Source organism: Gordonia amicalis NBRC 100051 = JCM 11271 (assembly GCF_000332995.1).
Lineage (GTDB): Bacteria > Actinomycetota > Actinomycetes > Mycobacteriales > Mycobacteriaceae > Gordonia > Gordonia amicalis.
This window is the reverse complement of the sequence record NZ_BANS01000025.1, coordinates 91,154-110,181: the sequence shown is the minus strand read 5'-3', so window position 1 is coordinate 110,181 and position 19,028 is coordinate 91,154. Positions and strand designations below refer to the sequence as shown.

At 66.9% G+C, this 19,028-nt stretch carries 20 protein-coding genes; 10 read left to right on the top strand and 10 right to left on the bottom strand.

Annotated features, from left to right (window positions below):
- Positions 1-219: 219 nt before the first annotated feature.
- The gene (locus tag GOAMI_RS13095; protein ID WP_157228314.1) at positions 220-594 is read left to right on the top strand and encodes a hypothetical protein; all 375 of its coding nucleotides are present in this window, start codon (positions 220-222) and stop codon (positions 592-594) included.
- A 108-nt stretch (positions 595-702) separates the two neighbouring features.
- Here the strand turns inward: GOAMI_RS13095 and GOAMI_RS13090 are convergent, their stop codons facing one another.
- The gene (locus GOAMI_RS13090) at positions 703-1,359 is read right to left on the bottom strand and encodes a GNAT family N-acetyltransferase (RefSeq protein WP_006437015.1); all 657 of its coding nucleotides are present in this window, start codon (positions 1,357-1,359) and stop codon (positions 703-705) included.
- 156 nt (positions 1,360-1,515) lie between these two features.
- Here GOAMI_RS13090 and fadD8 point away from each other — a divergent pair, with 156 nt between their 5' ends.
- A complete protein-coding gene (gene fadD8 / locus GOAMI_RS13085) occupies positions 1,516-3,162 on the top strand; it encodes a fatty-acid--CoA ligase FadD8 (RefSeq protein WP_006437014.1) in 1,647 nt (548 codons plus the stop codon).
- 117 nt (positions 3,163-3,279) lie between these two features.
- Here the strand turns inward: fadD8 and GOAMI_RS13080 are convergent, their stop codons facing one another.
- Entirely contained in the window at positions 3,280-4,221 is a 942-nt protein-coding gene (locus GOAMI_RS13080; RefSeq protein WP_006437013.1) for a helix-turn-helix transcriptional regulator, read from the bottom strand.
- An 88-nt stretch (positions 4,222-4,309) separates the two neighbouring features.
- Here GOAMI_RS13080 and GOAMI_RS13075 point away from each other — a divergent pair, with 88 nt between their 5' ends.
- Positions 4,310-4,915, top strand: coding sequence for a TIGR03086 family metal-binding protein (locus GOAMI_RS13075; protein WP_006437012.1), 606 nt, complete (start codon positions 4,310-4,312; stop codon positions 4,913-4,915).
- A gap of 15 nt (positions 4,916-4,930) precedes the next feature.
- On the opposite strand, the gene GOAMI_RS13070 is transcribed toward GOAMI_RS13075, so the two are convergent.
- Positions 4,931-6,175 (bottom strand): cytochrome P450, encoded by a 1,245-nt coding sequence (locus tag GOAMI_RS13070; protein ID WP_006437011.1) that lies wholly within the window; start codon positions 6,173-6,175, stop codon positions 4,931-4,933.
- Positions 6,176-6,308: 133 nt separating this feature from the next.
- Here GOAMI_RS13070 and GOAMI_RS13065 point away from each other — a divergent pair, with 133 nt between their 5' ends.
- Complete coding sequence (locus tag GOAMI_RS13065) at positions 6,309-6,929, top strand: TetR/AcrR family transcriptional regulator (RefSeq protein WP_006437010.1); 621 nt, start codon at positions 6,309-6,311, stop codon at positions 6,927-6,929.
- 175 nt (positions 6,930-7,104) lie between these two features.
- Here the strand turns inward: GOAMI_RS13065 and GOAMI_RS13060 are convergent, their stop codons facing one another.
- Both GOAMI_RS13060 and GOAMI_RS13055 read right to left on the bottom strand, forming a co-directional pair.
- Positions 7,105-7,602, bottom strand: a complete 498-nt coding sequence (locus GOAMI_RS13060) for a nitroreductase family deazaflavin-dependent oxidoreductase (protein WP_006437009.1) — start codon at positions 7,600-7,602, stop codon at positions 7,105-7,107.
- A gap of 4 nt (positions 7,603-7,606) precedes the next feature.
- Positions 7,607-8,770, bottom strand: coding sequence for a steroid 3-ketoacyl-CoA thiolase (locus tag GOAMI_RS13055; RefSeq protein WP_006437008.1), 1,164 nt, complete (start codon positions 8,768-8,770; stop codon positions 7,607-7,609).
- 344 nt (positions 8,771-9,114) lie between these two features.
- On the opposite strand from GOAMI_RS13055, the gene GOAMI_RS13050 reads away from it, so the two are divergent.
- The 5 genes from GOAMI_RS13050 (at position 9,115) to GOAMI_RS13030 (ending at position 12,699) form a co-directional block, all read left to right on the top strand.
- A complete protein-coding gene (locus GOAMI_RS13050; RefSeq protein WP_006437007.1) occupies positions 9,115-10,434 on the top strand; it encodes a cytochrome P450 in 1,320 nt (439 codons plus the stop codon).
- The gene (locus GOAMI_RS13045; RefSeq protein WP_006437006.1) at positions 10,431-10,880 is read left to right on the top strand and encodes a nuclear transport factor 2 family protein; all 450 of its coding nucleotides are present in this window, start codon (positions 10,431-10,433) and stop codon (positions 10,878-10,880) included. The genes GOAMI_RS13050 and GOAMI_RS13045 overlap by 4 nt, the downstream gene beginning before the upstream one ends.
- A 177-nt stretch (positions 10,881-11,057) precedes the next feature.
- Entirely contained in the window at positions 11,058-11,531 is a 474-nt protein-coding gene (locus GOAMI_RS13040) for an RNA polymerase sigma factor (RefSeq protein WP_040004815.1), read from the top strand.
- The gene (locus GOAMI_RS13035) at positions 11,528-12,148 is read left to right on the top strand and encodes a hypothetical protein (protein WP_006437004.1); all 621 of its coding nucleotides are present in this window, start codon (positions 11,528-11,530) and stop codon (positions 12,146-12,148) included. Before GOAMI_RS13040 ends, GOAMI_RS13035 begins: the two co-directional genes overlap by 4 nt.
- Before the next feature lie 2 nt (positions 12,149-12,150).
- Positions 12,151-12,699, top strand: a complete 549-nt coding sequence (locus tag GOAMI_RS13030; protein ID WP_006437003.1) for a carboxymuconolactone decarboxylase family protein — start codon at positions 12,151-12,153, stop codon at positions 12,697-12,699.
- Positions 12,700-12,742: 43 nt separating this feature from the next.
- On the opposite strand, the gene GOAMI_RS13025 is transcribed toward GOAMI_RS13030, so the two are convergent.
- The 3 genes from GOAMI_RS13025 to GOAMI_RS13015 are packed head-to-tail and all read right to left on the bottom strand — an operon-like array spanning position 12,743 to position 16,030.
- The gene (locus GOAMI_RS13025; protein WP_006437002.1) at positions 12,743-13,921 is read right to left on the bottom strand and encodes a thiolase family protein; all 1,179 of its coding nucleotides are present in this window, start codon (positions 13,919-13,921) and stop codon (positions 12,743-12,745) included.
- Entirely contained in the window at positions 13,921-14,970 is a 1,050-nt protein-coding gene (locus GOAMI_RS13020) for a thiolase family protein (RefSeq protein ID WP_040004814.1), read from the bottom strand. Before GOAMI_RS13020 ends, GOAMI_RS13025 begins: the two co-directional genes overlap by 1 nt.
- 16 nt (positions 14,971-14,986) lie before the next feature.
- Positions 14,987-16,030, bottom strand: a complete 1,044-nt coding sequence (locus GOAMI_RS13015) for a Zn-ribbon domain-containing OB-fold protein (protein WP_006437000.1) — start codon at positions 16,028-16,030, stop codon at positions 14,987-14,989.
- A 91-nt stretch (positions 16,031-16,121) separates the two neighbouring features.
- Here GOAMI_RS13015 and GOAMI_RS13010 point away from each other — a divergent pair, with 91 nt between their 5' ends.
- The gene (locus GOAMI_RS13010; protein ID WP_006436999.1) at positions 16,122-17,159 is read left to right on the top strand and encodes an LLM class F420-dependent oxidoreductase; all 1,038 of its coding nucleotides are present in this window, start codon (positions 16,122-16,124) and stop codon (positions 17,157-17,159) included.
- Positions 17,160-17,186: 27 nt separating this feature from the next.
- On the opposite strand, the gene GOAMI_RS13005 is transcribed toward GOAMI_RS13010, so the two are convergent.
- Entirely contained in the window at positions 17,187-18,182 is a 996-nt protein-coding gene (locus GOAMI_RS13005; RefSeq protein WP_006436998.1) for a TIGR03617 family F420-dependent LLM class oxidoreductase, read from the bottom strand.
- Positions 18,183-18,198: 16 nt separating this feature from the next.
- Positions 18,199-19,020, bottom strand: a complete 822-nt coding sequence (locus GOAMI_RS13000) for a crotonase/enoyl-CoA hydratase family protein (protein ID WP_006436997.1) — start codon at positions 19,018-19,020, stop codon at positions 18,199-18,201.
- Positions 19,021-19,028 lie beyond the last annotated feature (8 nt).

Genomic DNA, 19,028 nt, shown 5'->3' with positions numbered 1-19,028 from the left:
TGAGCACGCCCGATATCAACTCACGCAACGCAGCACAATGACCAGCGAGCAGGCTGCGACAGTCGAGCCCGGCGACAGTACCAGTCAACGGAGTTACGCGACGAGGACGTGCGTGGCTCTCCTGCTCATGATTTTGTGTTTCTTTGCCTCGTATTTTGCTGAGCGCTTGCCCATTTACCAGGGCGCCAAGGCGATTCCGGTCGCAATCATCGTGGGAGCATGCGTTCTGGCGATATTCAGAAACACGCGCGGCTGGGCGTCCGTGGTTGCTACAGCCGCGGTTTCCGCGGGGCTCGCCCGACTGATTTTCGAAAGCGCGACGTGAACCCGATTACGAGCGAAGTCCAGGACCATCGGTTCTTCGGGCCAATGACACCGTTCGCTGCAATCGGCACATTGGCGCTGGCCCCGTTGACCTGGATCGTGGTGTTGGCGGCCAGCTTCGTGCTGTACCTTCTGGTGGCCGTTGTCGGTGGGTTCTTGATGTTCAACGGTGGTAAGCGTCGTCAGATAGGCGCCGGCATCGTTTTCGGGTCGATGGCGTATGTGCTCGTGTTGGTCGTACTTGCCGTCAGGCTCGCGCTCGGCGCGTGAGCGTTCATGTGCAGCGCCACAGGCCTTCGCGCTCGACCCGCAGCGTAATCCACCGAGAATGATGGACCCACCAACAGCCTGGCAGTGGGTCCAGCGAGAAATGCTGGATTATGCGCCGGGCGCCCGCACGACCATCGGCACTCCGGGGAAATATGCGGCCATCTCCGAGCGCGACTTGCGCAGGGCAGCCGTGCCGTAGCCGGACTTGCGGTACTGCGGGTGGATCCAGATCCGCAGGTCCACCTCGCCGTCCTTCAGTTCGCCGAAGACGAAGCCCACCTTGGATTCTCCCTCGACGGCGACGAGCCACACGGCCTCTTCGGCGTCGACGCGGTCGGCGGCGGCGCTGATCTCGGCGGCGACGTCACCGGCCGGTGCCCCGGAACCGTCGCCGGCGGTGCCGAGTTCGTCGGTGCGGGCCGCGAACAGTTCGGCATCGGCCTCGGCGTCGAACGGGCGCAGGTCGAGGGTGTCCCCGCTGCTGGCCGGACGCTCGGCGAGTGTGAAGGTGAGGGCGTTGTTGAGGTCGTCGAGCTCGGCTTGGTTCTTGCGGCGCTCGTCCTTGGTCAGCTGGTCGAGTTTCATGTCCAGGATCGCCTTGGCGCCCAGCTGCGACTTGCCGAGCAGCTCGACGATCGCCGTGACGGCTTCATCGTGATTCTCCGCGTCGACGATGGCGTCGAGAACCTCGTGGCGGCGTTCCAGCGCGGTCAGCAAGGCGTCGGCGATGTCGCGGCGAGTGGTGGCCAGGTCGAGATCAGTCATACTTCGATCGTAGGGCAACCCGCTCGATCCGTGGCGGGAGTCGCGGATGGGTGAGCGTTCCCCGGAGACCGCAACCTAGAACGTGTTCTACAGGCGATAACCGCGATTTTGGTGGACCTTCTTTCCTGAAGCTGTAACACGTCCTAGTCTTGTGGCATGACGAACGAGGGTACGACGACCGCACCGACCGACTTCGATCACCTTCGCGGGGGCACGCACATGGGCGACCTGATGGTCGCCGCGCTGCGGCGCCATGCCGATCGCACGGTGTTGTCCCTGGGGGACACCGAGATGACCGGCGGCGAGATGGCCGCCGCGATCAGCCGCTACATCCAGGCGTTCGAGGGGCTGGGCGCGGGCACGGGCACCGCGGTCGGCCTGCTGGCACTGAACCGGCCCGAGGTGCTCTTCGTCATCGGGGCCGGCCAGACGCAGGGGTGGCGACGGACCGCGCTGCACCCGCTCGGCTCGCTCGACGACCACGCCTACGTCCTGTCCGACGCCGGTGTCTCGACCCTCATCATCGACCCCGTGCCGATGTTCGTCGAGCGTGCGGCGGCGCTGCTGGAACGTGTCCCCGGACTGAAGCAGGTGCTGACCCTCGGCCCGGTGCCCGAGCAGTTGTCGGCCCAGGCTCGTGACGTCATCGCCGAGGCGGACAATTTCGAACCGAAACCGCTTGTGGCCGAACATCTGTCGCCCGAACACGTCGTCTCGATCACCTACACCGGCGGCACCACCGGAAAACCCAAGGGCGTCATCGGAACCGCGCGCGCGATGGCGACGATGACGCAGATCCAGCTCGCCGAATGGGAGTGGCCGGAGCATCCCCGGTTCCTGCTCTGTACGCCGCTGTCGCATGCGGGTGCGGCATTCTTCATCCCCACCCTCATGAAGGGCGGGTCGATGGTGGTGCTGTCGAAGTTCGATCCGGCCGAGGTCCTCAAGACCATCGAGGAGCAGAAGATCACCGCGACGATGCTCGTGCCGTCCATGCTGTACGCGCTGATGGACCATCCGGATTCGCGGACGCGTGACCTGTCGTCGCTGGAAACGGTGTATTACGGTGCGTCGCCGATCAATCCGGTCCGGCTCGCGGAGGCGATCGAACGGTTCGGCCCGATCTTCGCCCAGTACTACGGCCAGTCCGAGGCGCCGATGGTGATCAGCTACCTCGCCAAGGGGGATCATCCGGGGCCGGGGGAGGACCAGCGTCGCCTGAGCAGTTGCGGCCGGCCGTCGGCCTTCCTGCGCACCGCACTCCTCGGCCCCGACGACAAGCCCGTCCCGCAGGGTGAGCCGGGCGAGATCTGCGTTGCCGGACCACTTCTCGCCGGCGGATACCTCGGACTCCCGGAGCAGACCGCCGAGACCTTCCGCGACGGATGGCTGCGTACCGGCGATGTCGCACGTGAAGACGAGGACGGATTCTGGTTCATCGTCGACCGCACCAAGGACATGATCGTCACCGGTGGCTTCAACGTGTTCCCGCGCGAGGTCGAGGACGTGGTGGCAGAGCATCCTGCGGTGGGCCAGGTCGGCGTGATCGGTGTGCCCGACGAGAAGTGGGGCGAGGCGGTCACCGCGATCGTCGTGCTTCGTCCCGACGCGGACGCCGACGACGCAGCCAAGGAGCGCATCACCGCCGAGATCCAGCAGGCCGTCAAGGATCGCAAGGGTGCCGTGCAGTCACCGAAGCGGGTGATCTTCGCCGATGCACTGCCGTTGACCGCGCTGGGCAAGCCGGACAAGAAGGCACTGCGGGCGCAGTACTGGGCCGACGCGGAGCGCGGGGTCGGCTAGGCGTCCCGCGCCTGGAAACCGCCCCTGGAAACCTCCCCTGGAAACCGCGCTGAGCAGGCGGAACGCCGACATACTGTCGTCGAGCCGCCTGTGGAGGGCGGATTTCGGGGGCGCATTTCAGGGGCGGGCGAGGACCGCTCGCGCCCGGTCGGCCAACGACTCCCGGACCCACTGCGGTTCGAGGACCGCGATGTCGAGGTCGAACATCGCCGCCCACAACGCGCCGGCGGCATGCCGGCGGTCGGCGAACCGGAGTTCGACCCGTCGACGATCTGCGGCGTCACCCCTCGTCTCCGAGGAGAGCACGATCGCGCGGACCCGATCGACATCGTCGGGGGTGCACTCGACCACGACGTCGACCGCATCGAACGAGGAACGAAACGCGGTACGACGCCGCTCCCAGATCTCTTCCAGATCCACGTCTGCGTCGCGCACCGCCGGTTCGTCCAGGACCTCCACCTCGCTCATCCGCGACAATCGGTACATCCGTTCCTCGGTCCCGTCACCCGCACCGTGTGCGACGAGGTACCAGGTGTCGCCCGCGATGATCAGCCCGATCGGATCGAGAATCCGCTCCCGTGCCTCGCCCACCCCACGCGGGCGGTACCGGGTGCGGATGCGCCTGCCCGCGAAGACCGCGAACTGCACCGGATCGAGAGCGTCGAGTTCCTTCGGCGTCCGCACGAATCCCTCGGGGCGGACCAGAACCCGCTGGGCGGCCCGTACCGCGGTACCTCTGTACGCCTCGGGCAGTGCCGCGGTGACCTTGCGCATCGCGCTGGCGAAGGCGGGCGAGTCGAGCCGTCCCGTTCCGGCGAGCAGCGAGGTCGCCTCTTCGACCGTCAGGCCGGTGAGGTCGGTGCGATAGCCGGGGACGAGCGAGAACCCGCCGTGCCGGCCGCGCTCCGCGTAGACGGGCACCCCGGACAGCGACAGCGCCTCGATGTCGCGCAGCACGGTCCGCTCCGACACCCCGAGTTCGACGGCGATCGTCGACGCGGTCACCCGATCGTGCTTCTTGAGCAGCATCAGGACCGCGATGAGGCGTTCGGCGCGCATGCCGACGATCATCTCGCACAAACATGACAGAAGATGTCAGGTTTCGCGGTTTGACTGGACTCGTCAGCCACCGACGAAAGGAAAGACCATGAACGCACAGACCACACCGCCGGATCCCCGCCCGGTCTTCGCGGCCGCCACCACCTGGGTCACCGAGCTGCTCTCCGCGGTGACAGCCGACCAGTTCGCCGCCCCGACGCCGTGCGACGACTTCGACGTCCGCACTCTCGGGGCCCATCTGCTTGCGACGGCGCAGCGCGCGGCCGCCCTGCCCGCGGGAGTCGACGTGCGGTCGATGCCGTTCATCGCCGACCGTTTCGACGCGCAGGAGTATGCGGCGGTCGTGGCTCGTGCCCTCGAACTCTGGTCCGACGACGCAACGCTCACCGCGCCGGTGCAGGTCCCGTGGGGTGAGGTTCCCGGCGCCGGTGCGTTGTGGGGTTATGTCAACGAAAGTCTGGTGCACGGTTGGGATCTCGCGGTGGCGACCGGGCAGCCGTCCGAAGCCGTCCCGAAAGCCGCCGCCGCGACGCTCGCGATCGCGCGTCAGTTCATCCCCGCCGAGATCCGCGAGGACCCGAACGTTCCCTTCGGCGTCGTTGTCGAGCCGCGGGACGGCGCCGTGCCGACCGAGACGCTGGCCAACTGGTCCGGACGGCGTTCCGCGGCATGGATTCCGGCCGCGACTCGGTGAACCGGTCCGGCCACCTCAGTTCCGGTAGGAGACGTCGAACTGTTTGACCCCGTTCAGCCAGCCCGATCGCACACGACGCAGTTCGCCGAGCCGGGCGATGTCGGGCAGGGTGTCGGCGATCGCGTTGAAGATCAGGTTGAGTTCGAGTCGGGCGAGGTTGGCGCCGATGCAGAAGTGGGCGCCGTTGCCGCCGAAGGACAGGTGCGGGTTGGGATCTCGCGTGATGTCGAAGGTGAACGGGTCGTCGAAGACCTCTTCATCGAAGTTCGCGGAGCTGTAGAACAACCCGACACGCTGGCCGGCGGCGACGTCGACGTCGCCGATTCGGGTGTCGGTCAGGGCGGTTCGCTGGAATCCATGGACCGGGGTGGACCATCGCAGGATCTCCTCGATGGCCGTCGCCGGACGTTCCCGCCGGTAGAGCTCCCACATCTCCGGATGGTCCAGGAAGGCGTTCATCCCGTGCGACGTCGCGTTGCGGGTTGTCTCGTTGCCGGCGGTGATGAGCAGGACGACGAAGAAACCGAACTCGATCTCGGTCATTCTCTCGCCGTCGATGTCGGCCTCGATGAGGGCGGTGATGAGGTCGTCGGTCGGGTTCTTGCGGCGTTCCTCCGCCATCGCATATGCGTAGGCGAGTACCTCGGCGTTCGCGGTCGCCGGGTCGATGGTCTCGTCGGGGTCGTCGTTGTTGATCATCGCGTCGACGAGCACGTGGAGCCGCTCGCGATCGGCCTGCGGGACGCCGATGAGGTCGAGGATCGACTGCAGGGGTAGATGCACCGCGATGTCGTCGACGAAATTGCCGCTGCCCTTGGCGGCCGCGGCCTCGACGATCTCGTGAGCCGAGGCCGCCAGTTGGTCCTTGAGCAGTGCTACCGCCCGCGGAGTGAACATGCGCGACACGATCTTTCGCAGTCGAGTGTGCTCCGGCGGGTCGTGGTTGATGAGCAACGCCTTCGTGAGTTCGATCTGGTCGGGCGTCACGTAGTCGGGCAGGCGCAGGATCGCGCCCTTGGCGTTGGTGGACCACAGCTGGTTGTTCTTCGAGATCTCGCGGATGTGCGCGTGCTTGGAGATCACCCAGAAACCGCCGTCGGTGAACCCCGATGTACCTACCGGCTGCGCATTCCACCAGACGGGTGCGGTGCGGCGGAGCTCGGCGAACTCCTTGACCGGCATGCCGTGCTGCTGGAGTAGATCGGGGTCGGTGAAGTCGAAACCGTCGCGGAACGGATTGACCTTCGTCGGTGTCGTCATCTCGAACCTCCGGGTGGACGAGCACGCATGTACGCGATCTGTGCTACATCACCACACCATACATCATTGGGTCATGCGTATGGTCAGCTCGAGACGCGGGCAAACGGACTGGTGACGGTAGGCTCATGACCTGATGCGCACACATGGTTGGAGCGGTCGGGTACCCGTCAACGACGCCGAGGCGGTCGCGCGCATCCTGGCGGCGACCCGCACGACCATCGACCGGCGTGGCACGGCCACCAGCATCGCCGACGTCGCACGTGAACTCGGGGTCACCCGGCAGACGGTGTACCGCTATTTCTCCGGCACCGAGGAATTGTTGTCGGCGACCGCCCTCGACGCCGTCGAAGGACTGCTCGAACGGGTGATGACACGACTGGCCGGTATCGCCGAACCCGACGCGGCCCTCGTCGAGGGCATCGCCGCCGTACTCGAGGAGCTCGCCGAAGACGACTACGTCGGCCTACTCCTGCGGGCCGACAAGCTGAGCGTGCCGGTGGTCGGCGGATTCACCTCCGCCGACGCCCGACGATTCGCCCGCACGATGGTCGACCGACTCGAGGTCGGCTGGGCCGAGAATGGCTACGACGCCCACGCCCTCGACCTCATCGCCGAGATCGTCCTGCGCACACTGCAATCCATGGTCCTCGACACCGAGTCGCACCGGACCGGTGCCGAACTCCGGGCTTTTCTCGACGCCTGGACCGGTGCCGCGGTTCGGGAGCTCGCGCGACAGGGCCCGGTCGTTCCCTGAGGTGCGAGCCGGCGCTTGTACTTGCTCCCTGAGGTGCGAGCGCAGCGAGCCACGAAGGGCTGGCGACGTCGACTCACCAGGCCTTCGTGGCTCGTCGCTTGCGCTCCTCACACCTCAGGCAGCACTGCTGGTGTGTCGCGTTCTCTCCGATCAGGCACCAGAGGTGTCGCGCTCCTCAGGCGGCAGCGGCAGGCTTGCAGATCACCACCGGGATCTCCCGGTCGGTCCAGGCGGCGTAGGTGTCGTAATCCGCGTAGACCTTGACCAGATCCGGCCACAATCCGGCGCGCTCGGCGTCGGTGGCGGTATGTGCGACGAGGTCGTACTTCTCCTTGCCGAGCTGGATCGTGACCTGAGGGTTGTCGCGCAGATTGAGGTACCACGCAGGGTGTTTCGCCGAGCCGCCCTGCGAAGCGACTACGACGAACGCGTCCCCGCGACGCAGGTAGATCAGCGGCGCGGTACGCGGCTGACCGGATTTGCGGCCGATGGTGGTGAGCAGGCACACCGGCGCTGGCTTCTTGAGCCCCGCACCGATGCGCCAGGTCTCGCCGAATCGTCCGCCCGTCAGCTTGTACACCGCGGTGTGTGCCCGTGAGCCGAGCTTGATGATGGTGCTGACGATCGGCGAATCGAGCTGGTCCGGTTTCTTGTCCGGGTCGAAGACGGCCACGCGGTCAGATGCGCTCGAGGATGGTGCCGGTGGCCATCGCGCCGCCGGCGCACATGGTGACCAGGGCGGTCTGTCCGTCGCGTCGCTCGAGTTCGTGCAGGGCCGTGGTGATCAGGCGAGAACCGGTGCTGCCCACGGGGTGGCCGAGAGCGATGGCGCCGCCGTTGACGTTGACGCGATCCATGTCGGCGTTGTGGACCTGGGCCCAGCTGAGCACCACCGATGCGAAGGCCTCGTTGATCTCGACGATGTCGATGTCGGACAACGACATTCCCGACTTCGCCAGGACACGTTCAGTCGCCTGGACCGGGCCGTCGAGGTGGAAGTGCGGTTCCGAGCCGACGAGCGCCTGAGCCTTGATGCGGGCGCGCGGCGTCAGGCCGAGGGCACGGGCCTTCGCCTCGTCCATGATCAGCACGGCCGCGGCGCCGTCGGAGATCTGCGACGACGTGCCCGCCGTGTGGATGCCGCCGTCGATGACCGGCTTGAGTGCGGCGAGGGATTCGAGAGTGGTCTCCCGCAGGCCCTGGTCGCGGCTGACATCGATGATGTTGCCCGTCAGCTCGCCGTCCTTGGTCCGCTCGGGCGCCTTGAACGTGAGCACCTCACGGTCGAAGCGTCCTTCGTCCCAGGCCTGGCGGGCGAGGCGCTGGCTTCGTTCGCCGAGTGCGTCGACGTCGGCACGGGTGATGCCGCGTCGCTTGGCGATCCGCTCGGCTGCCTCGAACTGATTCGGCAGGTCCACATTCCATGAGTCCGCGTGGTAAGGGCCGGCATTGGTGCCGACATTCGCGCCGAGCGGCACGGCGGTCATGGTCTCCACGCCGCAGGCGATGCCGACCTCGATGGCGTCCGACGCGATGAGCCCGGCGATGAGGTGATTGGCCTGCTGGGCGGATCCGCACTGGGCGTCGATCGTGGTGGCGCCGGTGTGCTCGGGGAGTCCGGCCGACAGCCAGGCCTTGCGGGTGACGTTGCCCGCCTGCGAGCCTGCCTGCGTGACGCAGCCGCCGATGGCCTGCTCGACGAGGGCCGGGTCGATTCCGGCCTTCTCGATGAGACCGCGCTGCATGATGCCCAGCAACTCCTCTGCGTGGAGGCCCGACAACCACCCGGCGCGCTTGCCGATCGGCGTGCGTGCTGCTTCCACGATGACCGGAACGCCCATCTTCACTCCTTCGTTCACCCGGCGGACCTCGTCCGTCGTCTGCGGGTCGACGGCACTTCGACGGAGGTGTCGAGGCCGTGCAATCAAGCTAGAACATGTTCTATGTTTGCGTCCATGGGCAGCGTCGGAAGGCCGGTCTGGGCGGTGTCGTAGCACGTTCCGCCGGACTTCCGATGCGTACCGGGATACATGGGATCTTATGTCCCCGACGGCCGAACTCCGCAGGTGGGGCGGGTGCGCGATCCAAAAACTAGAACAAGTTCTCATCCGGGGGTGTCGCGTGTGTCACAATGTGGTCTAATGAGATTGAAACAGGTTCTAAATCTCCAGCAAGGTGGTGTGACGTGACCCAGGCCCAGAGTGCCCCGATCGGCAGTGAGCCGACCACGGCGGATTCTGCGCGCACGAGCCCTTCCGACGTAGTCGTGAAGTGTGCGTTCATGGAGCAGGAGGGTTGGGACTTCACCAACCCCGACCTGCTCGAGCAGGGAATCCCGGTGGAGGAGTTCGCGCAGCTCCGTAAGACCGCGCCGGTCTGGTGGAACGCCCAGGCGCCCGGCAAGGGTGGAGGTTTCCACGACGGCGGTTACTGGGTGATCTCGAAGCACGCCCACATCCGCGAGATCTCCAAGAACAACGATGACTGGGAGACCAACGCCAACGGCGTCATCATGCGTTTCGACGACGAGATGACCGCCGAGCAGATCGAGATCACCAAGGCCCTGCTGATCAACCACGATCCGCCGGAGCACACCCGTCTGCGCAAGTTGGTCTCCAAGCTGTTCACTCCCCGTGCGGTGCACTCCCTCGAGGAGAAGCTCGACGACGCCGCCCGCGAGATCGTCACGCGCGCTCTGGAGAAGGGCAGTGGCGACTTCGTCAAGGACGTCGCCGTGGACCTGCCGCTGCTCGCCATCGCCGATCTCCTGGGTGTTCCGGAGCAGGATCGCGAGAAGCTGTTCGACTGGTCGAACTCGATGATGAACGCCGACGACCCGGATTACACCACCGATCCCCAGCAGGCCAACGCCGAAATCCTCGGCTACGGCTACACGATGGCGGAGGAGAAGCGCCGCAACCCGGGCGAGGACATCGTCACCAAGCTCGTGAACGCCGACATCGACGGGCAGTCGCTCGACGAGACGGAGTTCGGCTTCTTCTTCATCCTGTTGACCGTGGCCGGCAACGAGACCACGCGTAACGCCATCAGCCACGGCATGAACGCCTTCCTGGACAACCCCGACCAGTGGGAACTGTTCAAGAAGGAGCGCCCCGCGACGGCCGTCGACGAGATCGTCCGCTGGGCGACCCCGGTCAACTGCTTCCAGCGGACCGCGAAGCGCGACACGCAGATCGGTGGCATCGACATCAAGAAGGGCGAGCGCGTCGGCATGTTCTACGGCTCGGCCAACTACGACGAGGACGTGTTCGACGATCCGTTCTCGTTCAACATCCTTCGCGACCCGAACCCGCACGTCGGCTTCGGTGGCAACGGTGCGCACTTCTGCGTCGGCGCCAACCTGGCGCGCATGGAGATCAACCTGATGTTCAACGCGCTCGCCGATCTCGTCCCGGACATCACCAAGGTCGCCGCGCCGCGTCGTCTGCGTCACGGCTGGATCAACGGCGTCAAGGAACTCCGCGTCGACTACGGGACGAAGTGACCGCGACAGACCCGAAGCCGGCCTACCTGGACATCGACCGCGAGAACCATCCCGCGGTCGTGGCGGGTCGTCGTTCACGAGAGTTCGTGGAGTCCCGCGACAAGCAGGCGTGGATCGACAACTTCGCGCCGGACGCGATCGTCCAGGATCCGGTGGGTCCCTCGATGTTCGATCCGGAGGGTGTCGGATTCCGGGGGTACGAGCGCATCTCGGAGTTCTGGGACAAGTCGATCGCGACCACCGAGAGCATCGAGTTCCGCTTCGACGAGGAGATCATCTGCGGGAACGAGGTCGCCTACATCGGCAGCATCGTCACGCACATCGCAGGTCATGTCTCCGAGGCGCGTGGTGTGTTCACCTACCATGCCGACTCCGAGGGCCGCCTCTCCGCACTGCGGGCCTACTGGGAGGTCGAGAAGACGATCAACTCGGTGCGCAAGGCCTGAACGAGCACACGAACCGCCGCGGGCGGGACCGGTGATGACCTCACCCGTCCCGCCCGCGGTCTTCTTGTCGGATCGGTCGTTACAGTGGTTGCCTCGTGGCCGGAGATGGGTCGAGAGAACCATCGACACGAAGGGTGGAAGGACTCGGAGTCCGGCGCGATCGATCAGTTCGACGCGGTGTACCGCGAGCACGTTGCGGGGGTGTGGCGCTACGTGCGTACCCGTGTGCCCGGAACCGCCGATGCCGACGACGTCACCGCTGAGGTGTTCGCCAAGGCGATCCGCTCCTGGGGCCGTTTCGACGGCCGGCGCGGCTCGGTGGGCAGGTGGCTGATCGGGATCGCCCGGCATGTCGTCGCGGACTGGTGGGCGCGTACCGCGCGAGAGGTGCCCGTGGCCGAGGTGAGTGCCGATGCCGACCGGTCCGAGGGGCATGATCCGGAGACGGCGATGCTCCGCGCGGCGGACGTCGACGATGTCCGGAGTCGCCTGTGGGTTCTCACCGCGCGGGAACGCGAAGCGGTCACGCTGCGGTTCACCACCGAGCTGACCTCGGAGGAGATCGGTGCTGCGATGGGTCTCTCGGCGACCGCGGCTCGCATGCTGGTCTACCGCGGCGTGGCCAAACTGAGGGAGGTGATGCCGCGGTGACGTCGAACGATCCATCCGATTCCGAGCCGCCGTTCGATCCCGAGGAGGTCGCGGCGGCCGAGCGCCTCGACGACGACATCGCCGCCGTTCTCGCCGGCTCCGCCCGACCGGGTGCGGTGGAGCCGGATCTCGTGTTGCTGGCCAATGCCTTCCGGCGTGCGCCGACCACGTCGACCTACGCGGCCGTGGAACGGCAGGTCGCCGCGGCGCGGGCGAGTTCCGCCGGCCGGTGGCGGTGGTCGCTCGCACAAGGGGCCGCGGCTGTGCTCGGGCTTCTCCTTGTCCTGCATGGTGTTGGCAACATGGTTGCCGGAGAATGGCTCTCGACCTCGCTCGGTGAGCCGTACAACCAGCACGCGATGGTCGACGGTGGCCTCGCGTTCATGGCGGTCGGTGCGGCGATCGTGGTGGCGTCGACGCGTCGCCGATGGCTGCCGGTCGCATTTCTCGTGGGGGTGCCGCTGGGTCTGGTGCTGGGCGGCCGCGGGGTGCATGAGATCGGGGTCTTCGCCTGGGGGGCCGTGGCGCACGGTGCGGTGGCGCTGGCGGCGATTGTACTGCTGGTCACATACTTGGCTGCACGGCGTTACAGCCGGCGACGCGGACGGGAAGGGTAGATATGAGAGCACTACACCGGATCCGAAACTACCTCAGCGCCATGAGCGGGGCCCGGCGCAACCGCACCGAACTCGTCGGGAAGATAGCGCGGCGACCACTCATCGCCGGGGCGACGATGGGGATGGAGAGCGCGATGCTGCTGTCCAACAGTGTCGACCCGAAACTCAAAGAGCTCGCCGAACTCAAGGCCGCGGGGATGGTCAGCTGCGAATTCTGTCTCGACATCGGCTCGGCGCTGGCATCGGGTGCCGGGATCACCGAGCAGCAACTCCGTGATCTGCCCGACTACCAGGACTCCGATGCCTACAGCGAGGTCGACAAGCTCGTGATCGCCTTCGCCGAGGCGATGACCCGCACCCCCGCGGTCGCCGACGATCTCGCCGAGGTGCGTCGACGCCTGGCCGGTCACTTCTCGCCGACGCAGATCGTCGAACTCGCGATGACCGTCGCCTGGGAGAATCAGCGGGCTCGCCTCAACCAGTCCCTGGGGGTCCGTCCGACCGGAATGGCGGACGGGATGGCCTGCGCTGTGCCCGAGCGGATTTCGTAGCATCCATGCGCTGATGGTGCGCATGAATGCTACGAAACGCCGGTCAGTGGAGGGGCTTGTCGGCTCCGACGAGCCACATCGAGAAGTACTGTGAGCCACCGCCGTAGGCGTGGCCCAGGGCCTTGCGGGCACCGTCGACCTGGTGGTCGCCGGCCTTGCCCATGACCTGGATCGCGGCCTCCGCGAAGCGGATCATGCCCGACGCGCCGATCGGGTTCGACGACAGCACGCCACCGGAGGCGTTGAGCGGGATGCGCCCACCGATCTCGGTGTCGCCGGATTCGGTCAGCTTCCAGCCCTCGCCCTCGGCGGCGAAGCCGAGGTTCTCCAGCCACATCGGTTCGAACCACGAGAACGGCACGTAGATCTCGGCGACGTCGACCTCGTCGAGCGGATTGCTGACGCCCGCCGACTTCCACAGGGCGGCAGCGGCATCCCGGCCGGCCTGCGGACTGACCACGTTGCGGTGTGCGAACGACAGCGGCTCGGTCCGCATGGCGGTGGCGTGAATCCACGCGACCGGGTTGCCACCGGCGACCGCGTCGTCGGCGACCTGCTCGTCACCGATCACGACCGCACACGCGCCGTCCGACGACGGGCATGTCTCGTCGTAGCGGATGGGATCCCAGAGCATCTGTGAGCTCATGACCTTCTCCACGCTCTGATCCGGCTGATGCAGGTGCGCCAGCGGATTGAGTGCGCCGTTGCGACGATCCTTCGCCGCGACCATCGCGCCGATGTGCTCCGGTGCGCCCGACTGGCGGATGTACGCGCGCACGTGCGGCGCGAAGAAGCCGCCGGCGCCGGCGCCGACGGGCTTCGTGAACGGCACCGGGATGGACAGCGCCCACATGGCGTTGGACTCGGACTGCTTCTCCCAGGCGACGGCGAGGACGCGCTTGTGGACGCCTGCGAAGACCAGGGATGCGGCGACGTTCGCCGTCGAGCCACCGACCGATCCGGCGGTGTGCACCCGGATCAGACGCTTGCCGACGGCACCGATGGCCTCGGCCATGGCGAGCTCGGGCATCATCGACCCCTCGAAGAGGTCGGGGGCCTTGCCGATGACGATGGCGTCGATCTCGTCGAGGGAGACCCTGGAGTCGATCAGCGCCGCGTCGATCGCCTCGCGGACCATACCGGCCATCGTGACGTCGGAGCGCTTGGCGACGTAGCGGGTCTGGCCGGTACCGAGGACTGCCGCACGGTTCTTGTGTCCCATCAGTTCCCGCCTCCCGCGTTGTTCTGGTCGCTCAGGGTGACCACCATGTTCTGCTGCAGCAGAGGGCCGCTCGTCGCGTGGGCGACGGCGGTGCCGGCGTTGCCGGTGAGGATCTCGTGGGCCGCATAGCCGATGCGCTGTAGGCCTACCGAGAACAGCGAGTTGCCGGCCAGCGCACCGCCGGACGGGTTGATCCGCACCGAATCAGGTAGATCGAGAGCATTACGCACGATGATCTCCTGATGCGAGTACGGCGCGTGTATCTCGGCCACGTCCACCGCTCGGCTGCGGTCACCGAACGCGGTGTCGCCGGCGAGCTTCGTCGACGGCGAGACGGTGAGATCCCGGGCCCCGAAGTTGGGCGTGTCGATGCGGTGATCCCAACCGGTGACGAACGCCGGATTGGCCACCAGTTCACGGGCTTTGCGCTCGCTGGCGATGACGACCGCGGCGGCTGCGTCGGTGTAGGGCGCGATGTCATGGCGGCGCAGGGGATTCGCGACGTAGTCGCTCGCCAGGAGGTCGTCGACCGAACCGCCGGAGGTGCGGGCCCCGATGGCGGCCATGTCGGCCTCGGTCCAGGTCCCGGCGTCGATCCCGGCGCGTGCCTGCAGCGCGGCCAGCGAACGGGCATCGGGATGCAGCGGCGCGACCGTGTAGGGGTCGGTCTGCAGGGCGAGGGTCTGGTCGGTGTTGCCTGCGGAGGCCTTGCCGAAGCCGTAGGCGAGCGCCAGGTCGACCTCGCCGGTGGCGATCTTCACCCAGGCCTCATAGAGTGCCCAGGCGCCGTCCATCTCGACATGGGACTCGTTGATCGGCGGCATCGCGCCGATCGAGTCGATTGCGGAGATGAACGAGAAGGCGCGTCCGGCAAGATAATCCGACGAACCGCTGCACCAGAACTCGATGTCGGTGCGGCCGATGCCCAGTTCGGCGTAGAGCTTGTCGAAGCAGGGGATGAGCATCTCGACACCGTTGGTGGTGCCATGTGTGCCCACGACGTTGGGGCTGTGGGCGAACCCGATGATCGCGATCGGCGGCAGTGTCATCACAGATGGTCCTTCATCACAGGTGGGCTCGGTAGGTGTCGTACTCGGCGTCGGGTTCGCCGGTGGGTGCGAAGTGGCTGATGTTGCCGATCGAGTGCTCCCACTCGTCCTCGGGCAGCCAGACGGCCTTGACGCGCATGCCCATTCGGACGTCGTCGGCCTCGCAGTCGAGGATCAGGTGCAGGAACGGGATGTCCGCACCGTCGAGGAGCACATATGCGGCCACATACGGAGGCTTGATCCGCTGGCCCTGGAACGGCACGTTCACGATGCAGAACGTCGTCACGATGCCGGTGTGTGGGAGTTCGACTCGTTCGACGGCGCGGGCGCCGTCCGCCGGGCTGACCGAACGGGGCGGGAAGTACACGCGCCCTTCGTCGACGCCCGAACCGATCCGGGTACCGATCAGCTTGCCCGCCTTGAGGCCTTCGAGGTAGGCGGACTCCTCCTCGGTGGCCGAATGCGTGATCTCGGTCGTGATGGGGGTCGGGATGACGACGAGGCCGGCCTCGGCACCCTTCGGTGCGTCGGCGGTGTTCTCCGGTGCGGTCTGTGGGCTCTCGCCCGGGGCGAAGTACGCGATGTCGTCGATGCGGCCGATCCGTGCGGCGCCGAACACCGCGTGCACACGCAGTCCGGTGGAGATCTCCGACGGCGACTCGACCGAAACCGCCTGCAGCAGTGCGGTGTCCGCGCCGTCGAGCCGGATCAGTGCCCACGCGAAGGGTTTGTCGAGCGGCTGTCCGGGCACCGGCTCGTCCTGCCAGGTCCAGCTGGTGACGGTGCCGACGGTCGAGACCTCCGCGAACTCCGTCGACTGTTTCCCGGTCACGGGATCGAATTCGGCCGGCGGCACGGAGACCTTGCCGTCGCTGCCCTTCGACCCGACGATGCGGCCGTCGCGCAGCGCGAGCGCGAACTGGCTCAGCACCGGACCCAGCGACCGTGTGTAGTCGAAGGAGTTGATCAGGGGAGCGGTCAGGATGGGGGACTTCGGCTCGGGCACCGTGGCAACAGGACTGGCGATGGGGTTGCCGGCGGCCGGAGACGTTACGCTCATGCTCACATCTCGAGTAGAACACGTTCTAGTATTGGACACAAGACGCATGTCAGGCCGTGAGAATCTCCGCGGCCGGCGAAAGGGAATGCGAGTGAAGCTCGGTCTGCAACTCGGATATTGGGGTGCCGATCCGATCCCGAACGCGCCAGAGCTGATCGCGGTCGCGGAGGAATGCGGATTCGACGCGGTGTTCACCGCGGAGTCCTGGGGATCGGACGCCTACACGCCGCTGGCGTGGTGGGGTGCGGCGACGTCGCGCCTCCGATTGGGCACCGCGGTGGCCCAGCTGTCGGCGCGGCCGCCGACCTCGCTGGCGATGCACGCGCTGACCCTCGATCACCTGTCGAACGGCCGGCACATCGTCGGCCTCGGTGTCTCCGGGCCGCAGGTGGTGGAGGGCTGGTATGGCGAACCCTTCGGAAAACCGTTGGCGCGCACCCGTGAATACGTCCAGGTGGTTCGTGACGTCCTCGCCCGCGCCGACAAGGTGACGAGTGCCGGACCGCACTATCCGCTGCCGTACCCGGCCGACGCGCCCGGCGCCACCGGACTCGGCAAGTCGCTCAAGCCGATCACGCATCCGCTGCGCGCCGACCTCCCGATCTGGCTGGGCGCCGAGGGGCCGAAGAACGTCGCGCAGACCGCCGAGATCGCCGACGGCTGGCTCGCCATCTTCTTCAGCCTCGGGCTCGCCGATCAGTACAACTCTTGGCTCGACGAGGGATTCACACGTCCCGGAGCACGCCGAAGTCGTGAGGACTTCGAGGTCGCGGCCACGGTGCAGGTCGTCATCACCGACGACGTGGCGTCGGCGATCGAGCGGTACCGGCCGTCGACCGCGCTGTACGTCGGCGGAATGGGCGCCAAGGAGAAGAACTTTCACGCCGAGCTCTACAAGCGCATGGGTTACGGCGACGCGGTCGACGAGATCGTCAGCCTGTTCCTGAGCGGCAAGAAGGCCGAGGCGATGGCCGCGGTCCCCGACGAGATGGTCCGCGAGACGATGCTCGTCGGAACCGCCGACGTGGTCCGGGCGCAGATCAAGGATTGGGAGGCCGCGGGTGTGACGATGCTGATGGTCACCGCGCGCGACACCGAGACCATCCGGCAGTTGGCGACGCTGGTGTAGTCGCCTCATCGCTCAGGCAGCAAGTGGTCAGAGGCTGTCGATGATCTCCGCGAGCGTCTCGTCGGCGAGCGGGAACGGTTGGTAGATCGCGACATCCGTGGCGATGTCGTGCGACCGTGCGCGGATCGTCGCGGCCACATCGCGTGGACTGCCGTGTGCGGCGATGAGTTCGAGGAGTTCGTCGTCGACGAGACCGGCCATCTCCGCCCAGCGCCCCTGCTTCGACAGCAGGTTCAGCTCGGTCTGGAGGTCCCCGTACCCGTGCATCTCCAGCACCGGTCGATAGGCGGGCGTCGACCCGTAGAACGACAGGAGGCGGCGGGCCGCGTCGACCGAGGTGTCGAACTCCTCCTCGGTGCGACCGGTGGCGACGATGATCTCCGGGACGACCGCGAAGTCCGCGCGGGTACGTCCGGACGCGTCCAATCCGGCGTCGACGCGCGGCAGGATCGATTCGCGGACGAATCGATCGGTGGTGAACGGCATGACGAGCAGGCCGTCGGCATGTTCGGCGACGGCGCGGGTGAGGCGGGGTCCCAGGGCGCCGACGTAGATCGGTGGCATGCCGTGTGGGTTGGGTCCCGGGTTGAACATCGGGGTCATCAGGCGGTGCCGATAGAACTCGCCGTCGAAATCCAGACGGGTGCCGTTCTGCCAGCAGTCGAAGATCGCGCGCAGTGCGGAGACGAACTCGACCATCCGGTCGACGGGCCGCTCGAACGGCACCCCGAACCGCTTCTCGATCTGCGGTCGGATCTGCGTGCCGAGTCCGAGGGTGAACCTGCCGTCGCTGAGCAACTGGAGGTCGTTGGCCTGATGGGCGACCGTGATCGGATTACGCGGGAACGCGATGGCGACGTTGGTCATCAGCGCGACGTCGTCGACGCCGGCCGCGCCGAACAGCGGGCTGAAGACGTCGTGCGGGCCGTCGAAGGTGAAGATTCCGTCGATCCCGACGTCCCGTAGTGCCCGGGCGCGTTCGGCCGCCTGCTGCGGACCGAAGAGTGCGGTGTGGATTCTCACCGGTGGTCGGTGGTCCTCACTCGCCGGTGAACTCCGGGGTGCGCTTCTCGGCGAATGCACGGGGACCCACCTTGGCGTCCTTCGACTTGAAGACCGAGACGCCGATCTTCGCGTCGACCTCGAAGGCATCCATCTCGTGCAGGCCCTCGGTCTCGCGGATGGTCTTGAGGATGCCCTGGACCGCGAGTGGTCCGTTGGCGGCGATCTGCTTGGCCAGCTCCAGGGCTTTGTCCAGTGCCTTGCCGTCGTCGACGACATGCCCGATGAGGCCGTACTCGAGCGCCTCGCGCGCGGTGATGTGCCGGCCGGTCAGGAGGATGTCACAGGCGACGGTGTACGGGATCTGCCGGACCAGGCGCACGGCGCTGCCGCCCATCGGGTAGAGACCCCACCGTGCTTCGGACACGCCGAACTTCGCGCTCTCGCCGGCGATTCGGATGTCGGTGCCCTGCAGGATCTCGGTGCCGCCGGCGATGGCCGGGCCCTCGACCGCGGCGATCAGCGGCTTGGTCAGGCGACGGCCCTTGAGCAGCGCAGGCAACGATGCGGGGTTCCACGCGCCGGAGTCGACGGTGTCGCCAGGGGCCTGCTTGTTCATGCTCTTGAGGTCGGCGCCCGCACAGAAGTAACCGCCCGCGCCGGTGAGGATCGCGACCCGGATGTCGGGATCGGAATCGACCTGGTCCCAGGCCTCGGTCATGATCCGCATCATCTCGGTGGAGAGCGCGTTGCGTGCCTCCGGACGGTTCATCGTCACGATGAGGATGTGTCCGCGCTTCTCGACGAGGCACTCGGGAGCCTTGTCGGTGACGGACTCGGTGGGGGTGGCTGTGGTCATCGCTGTCT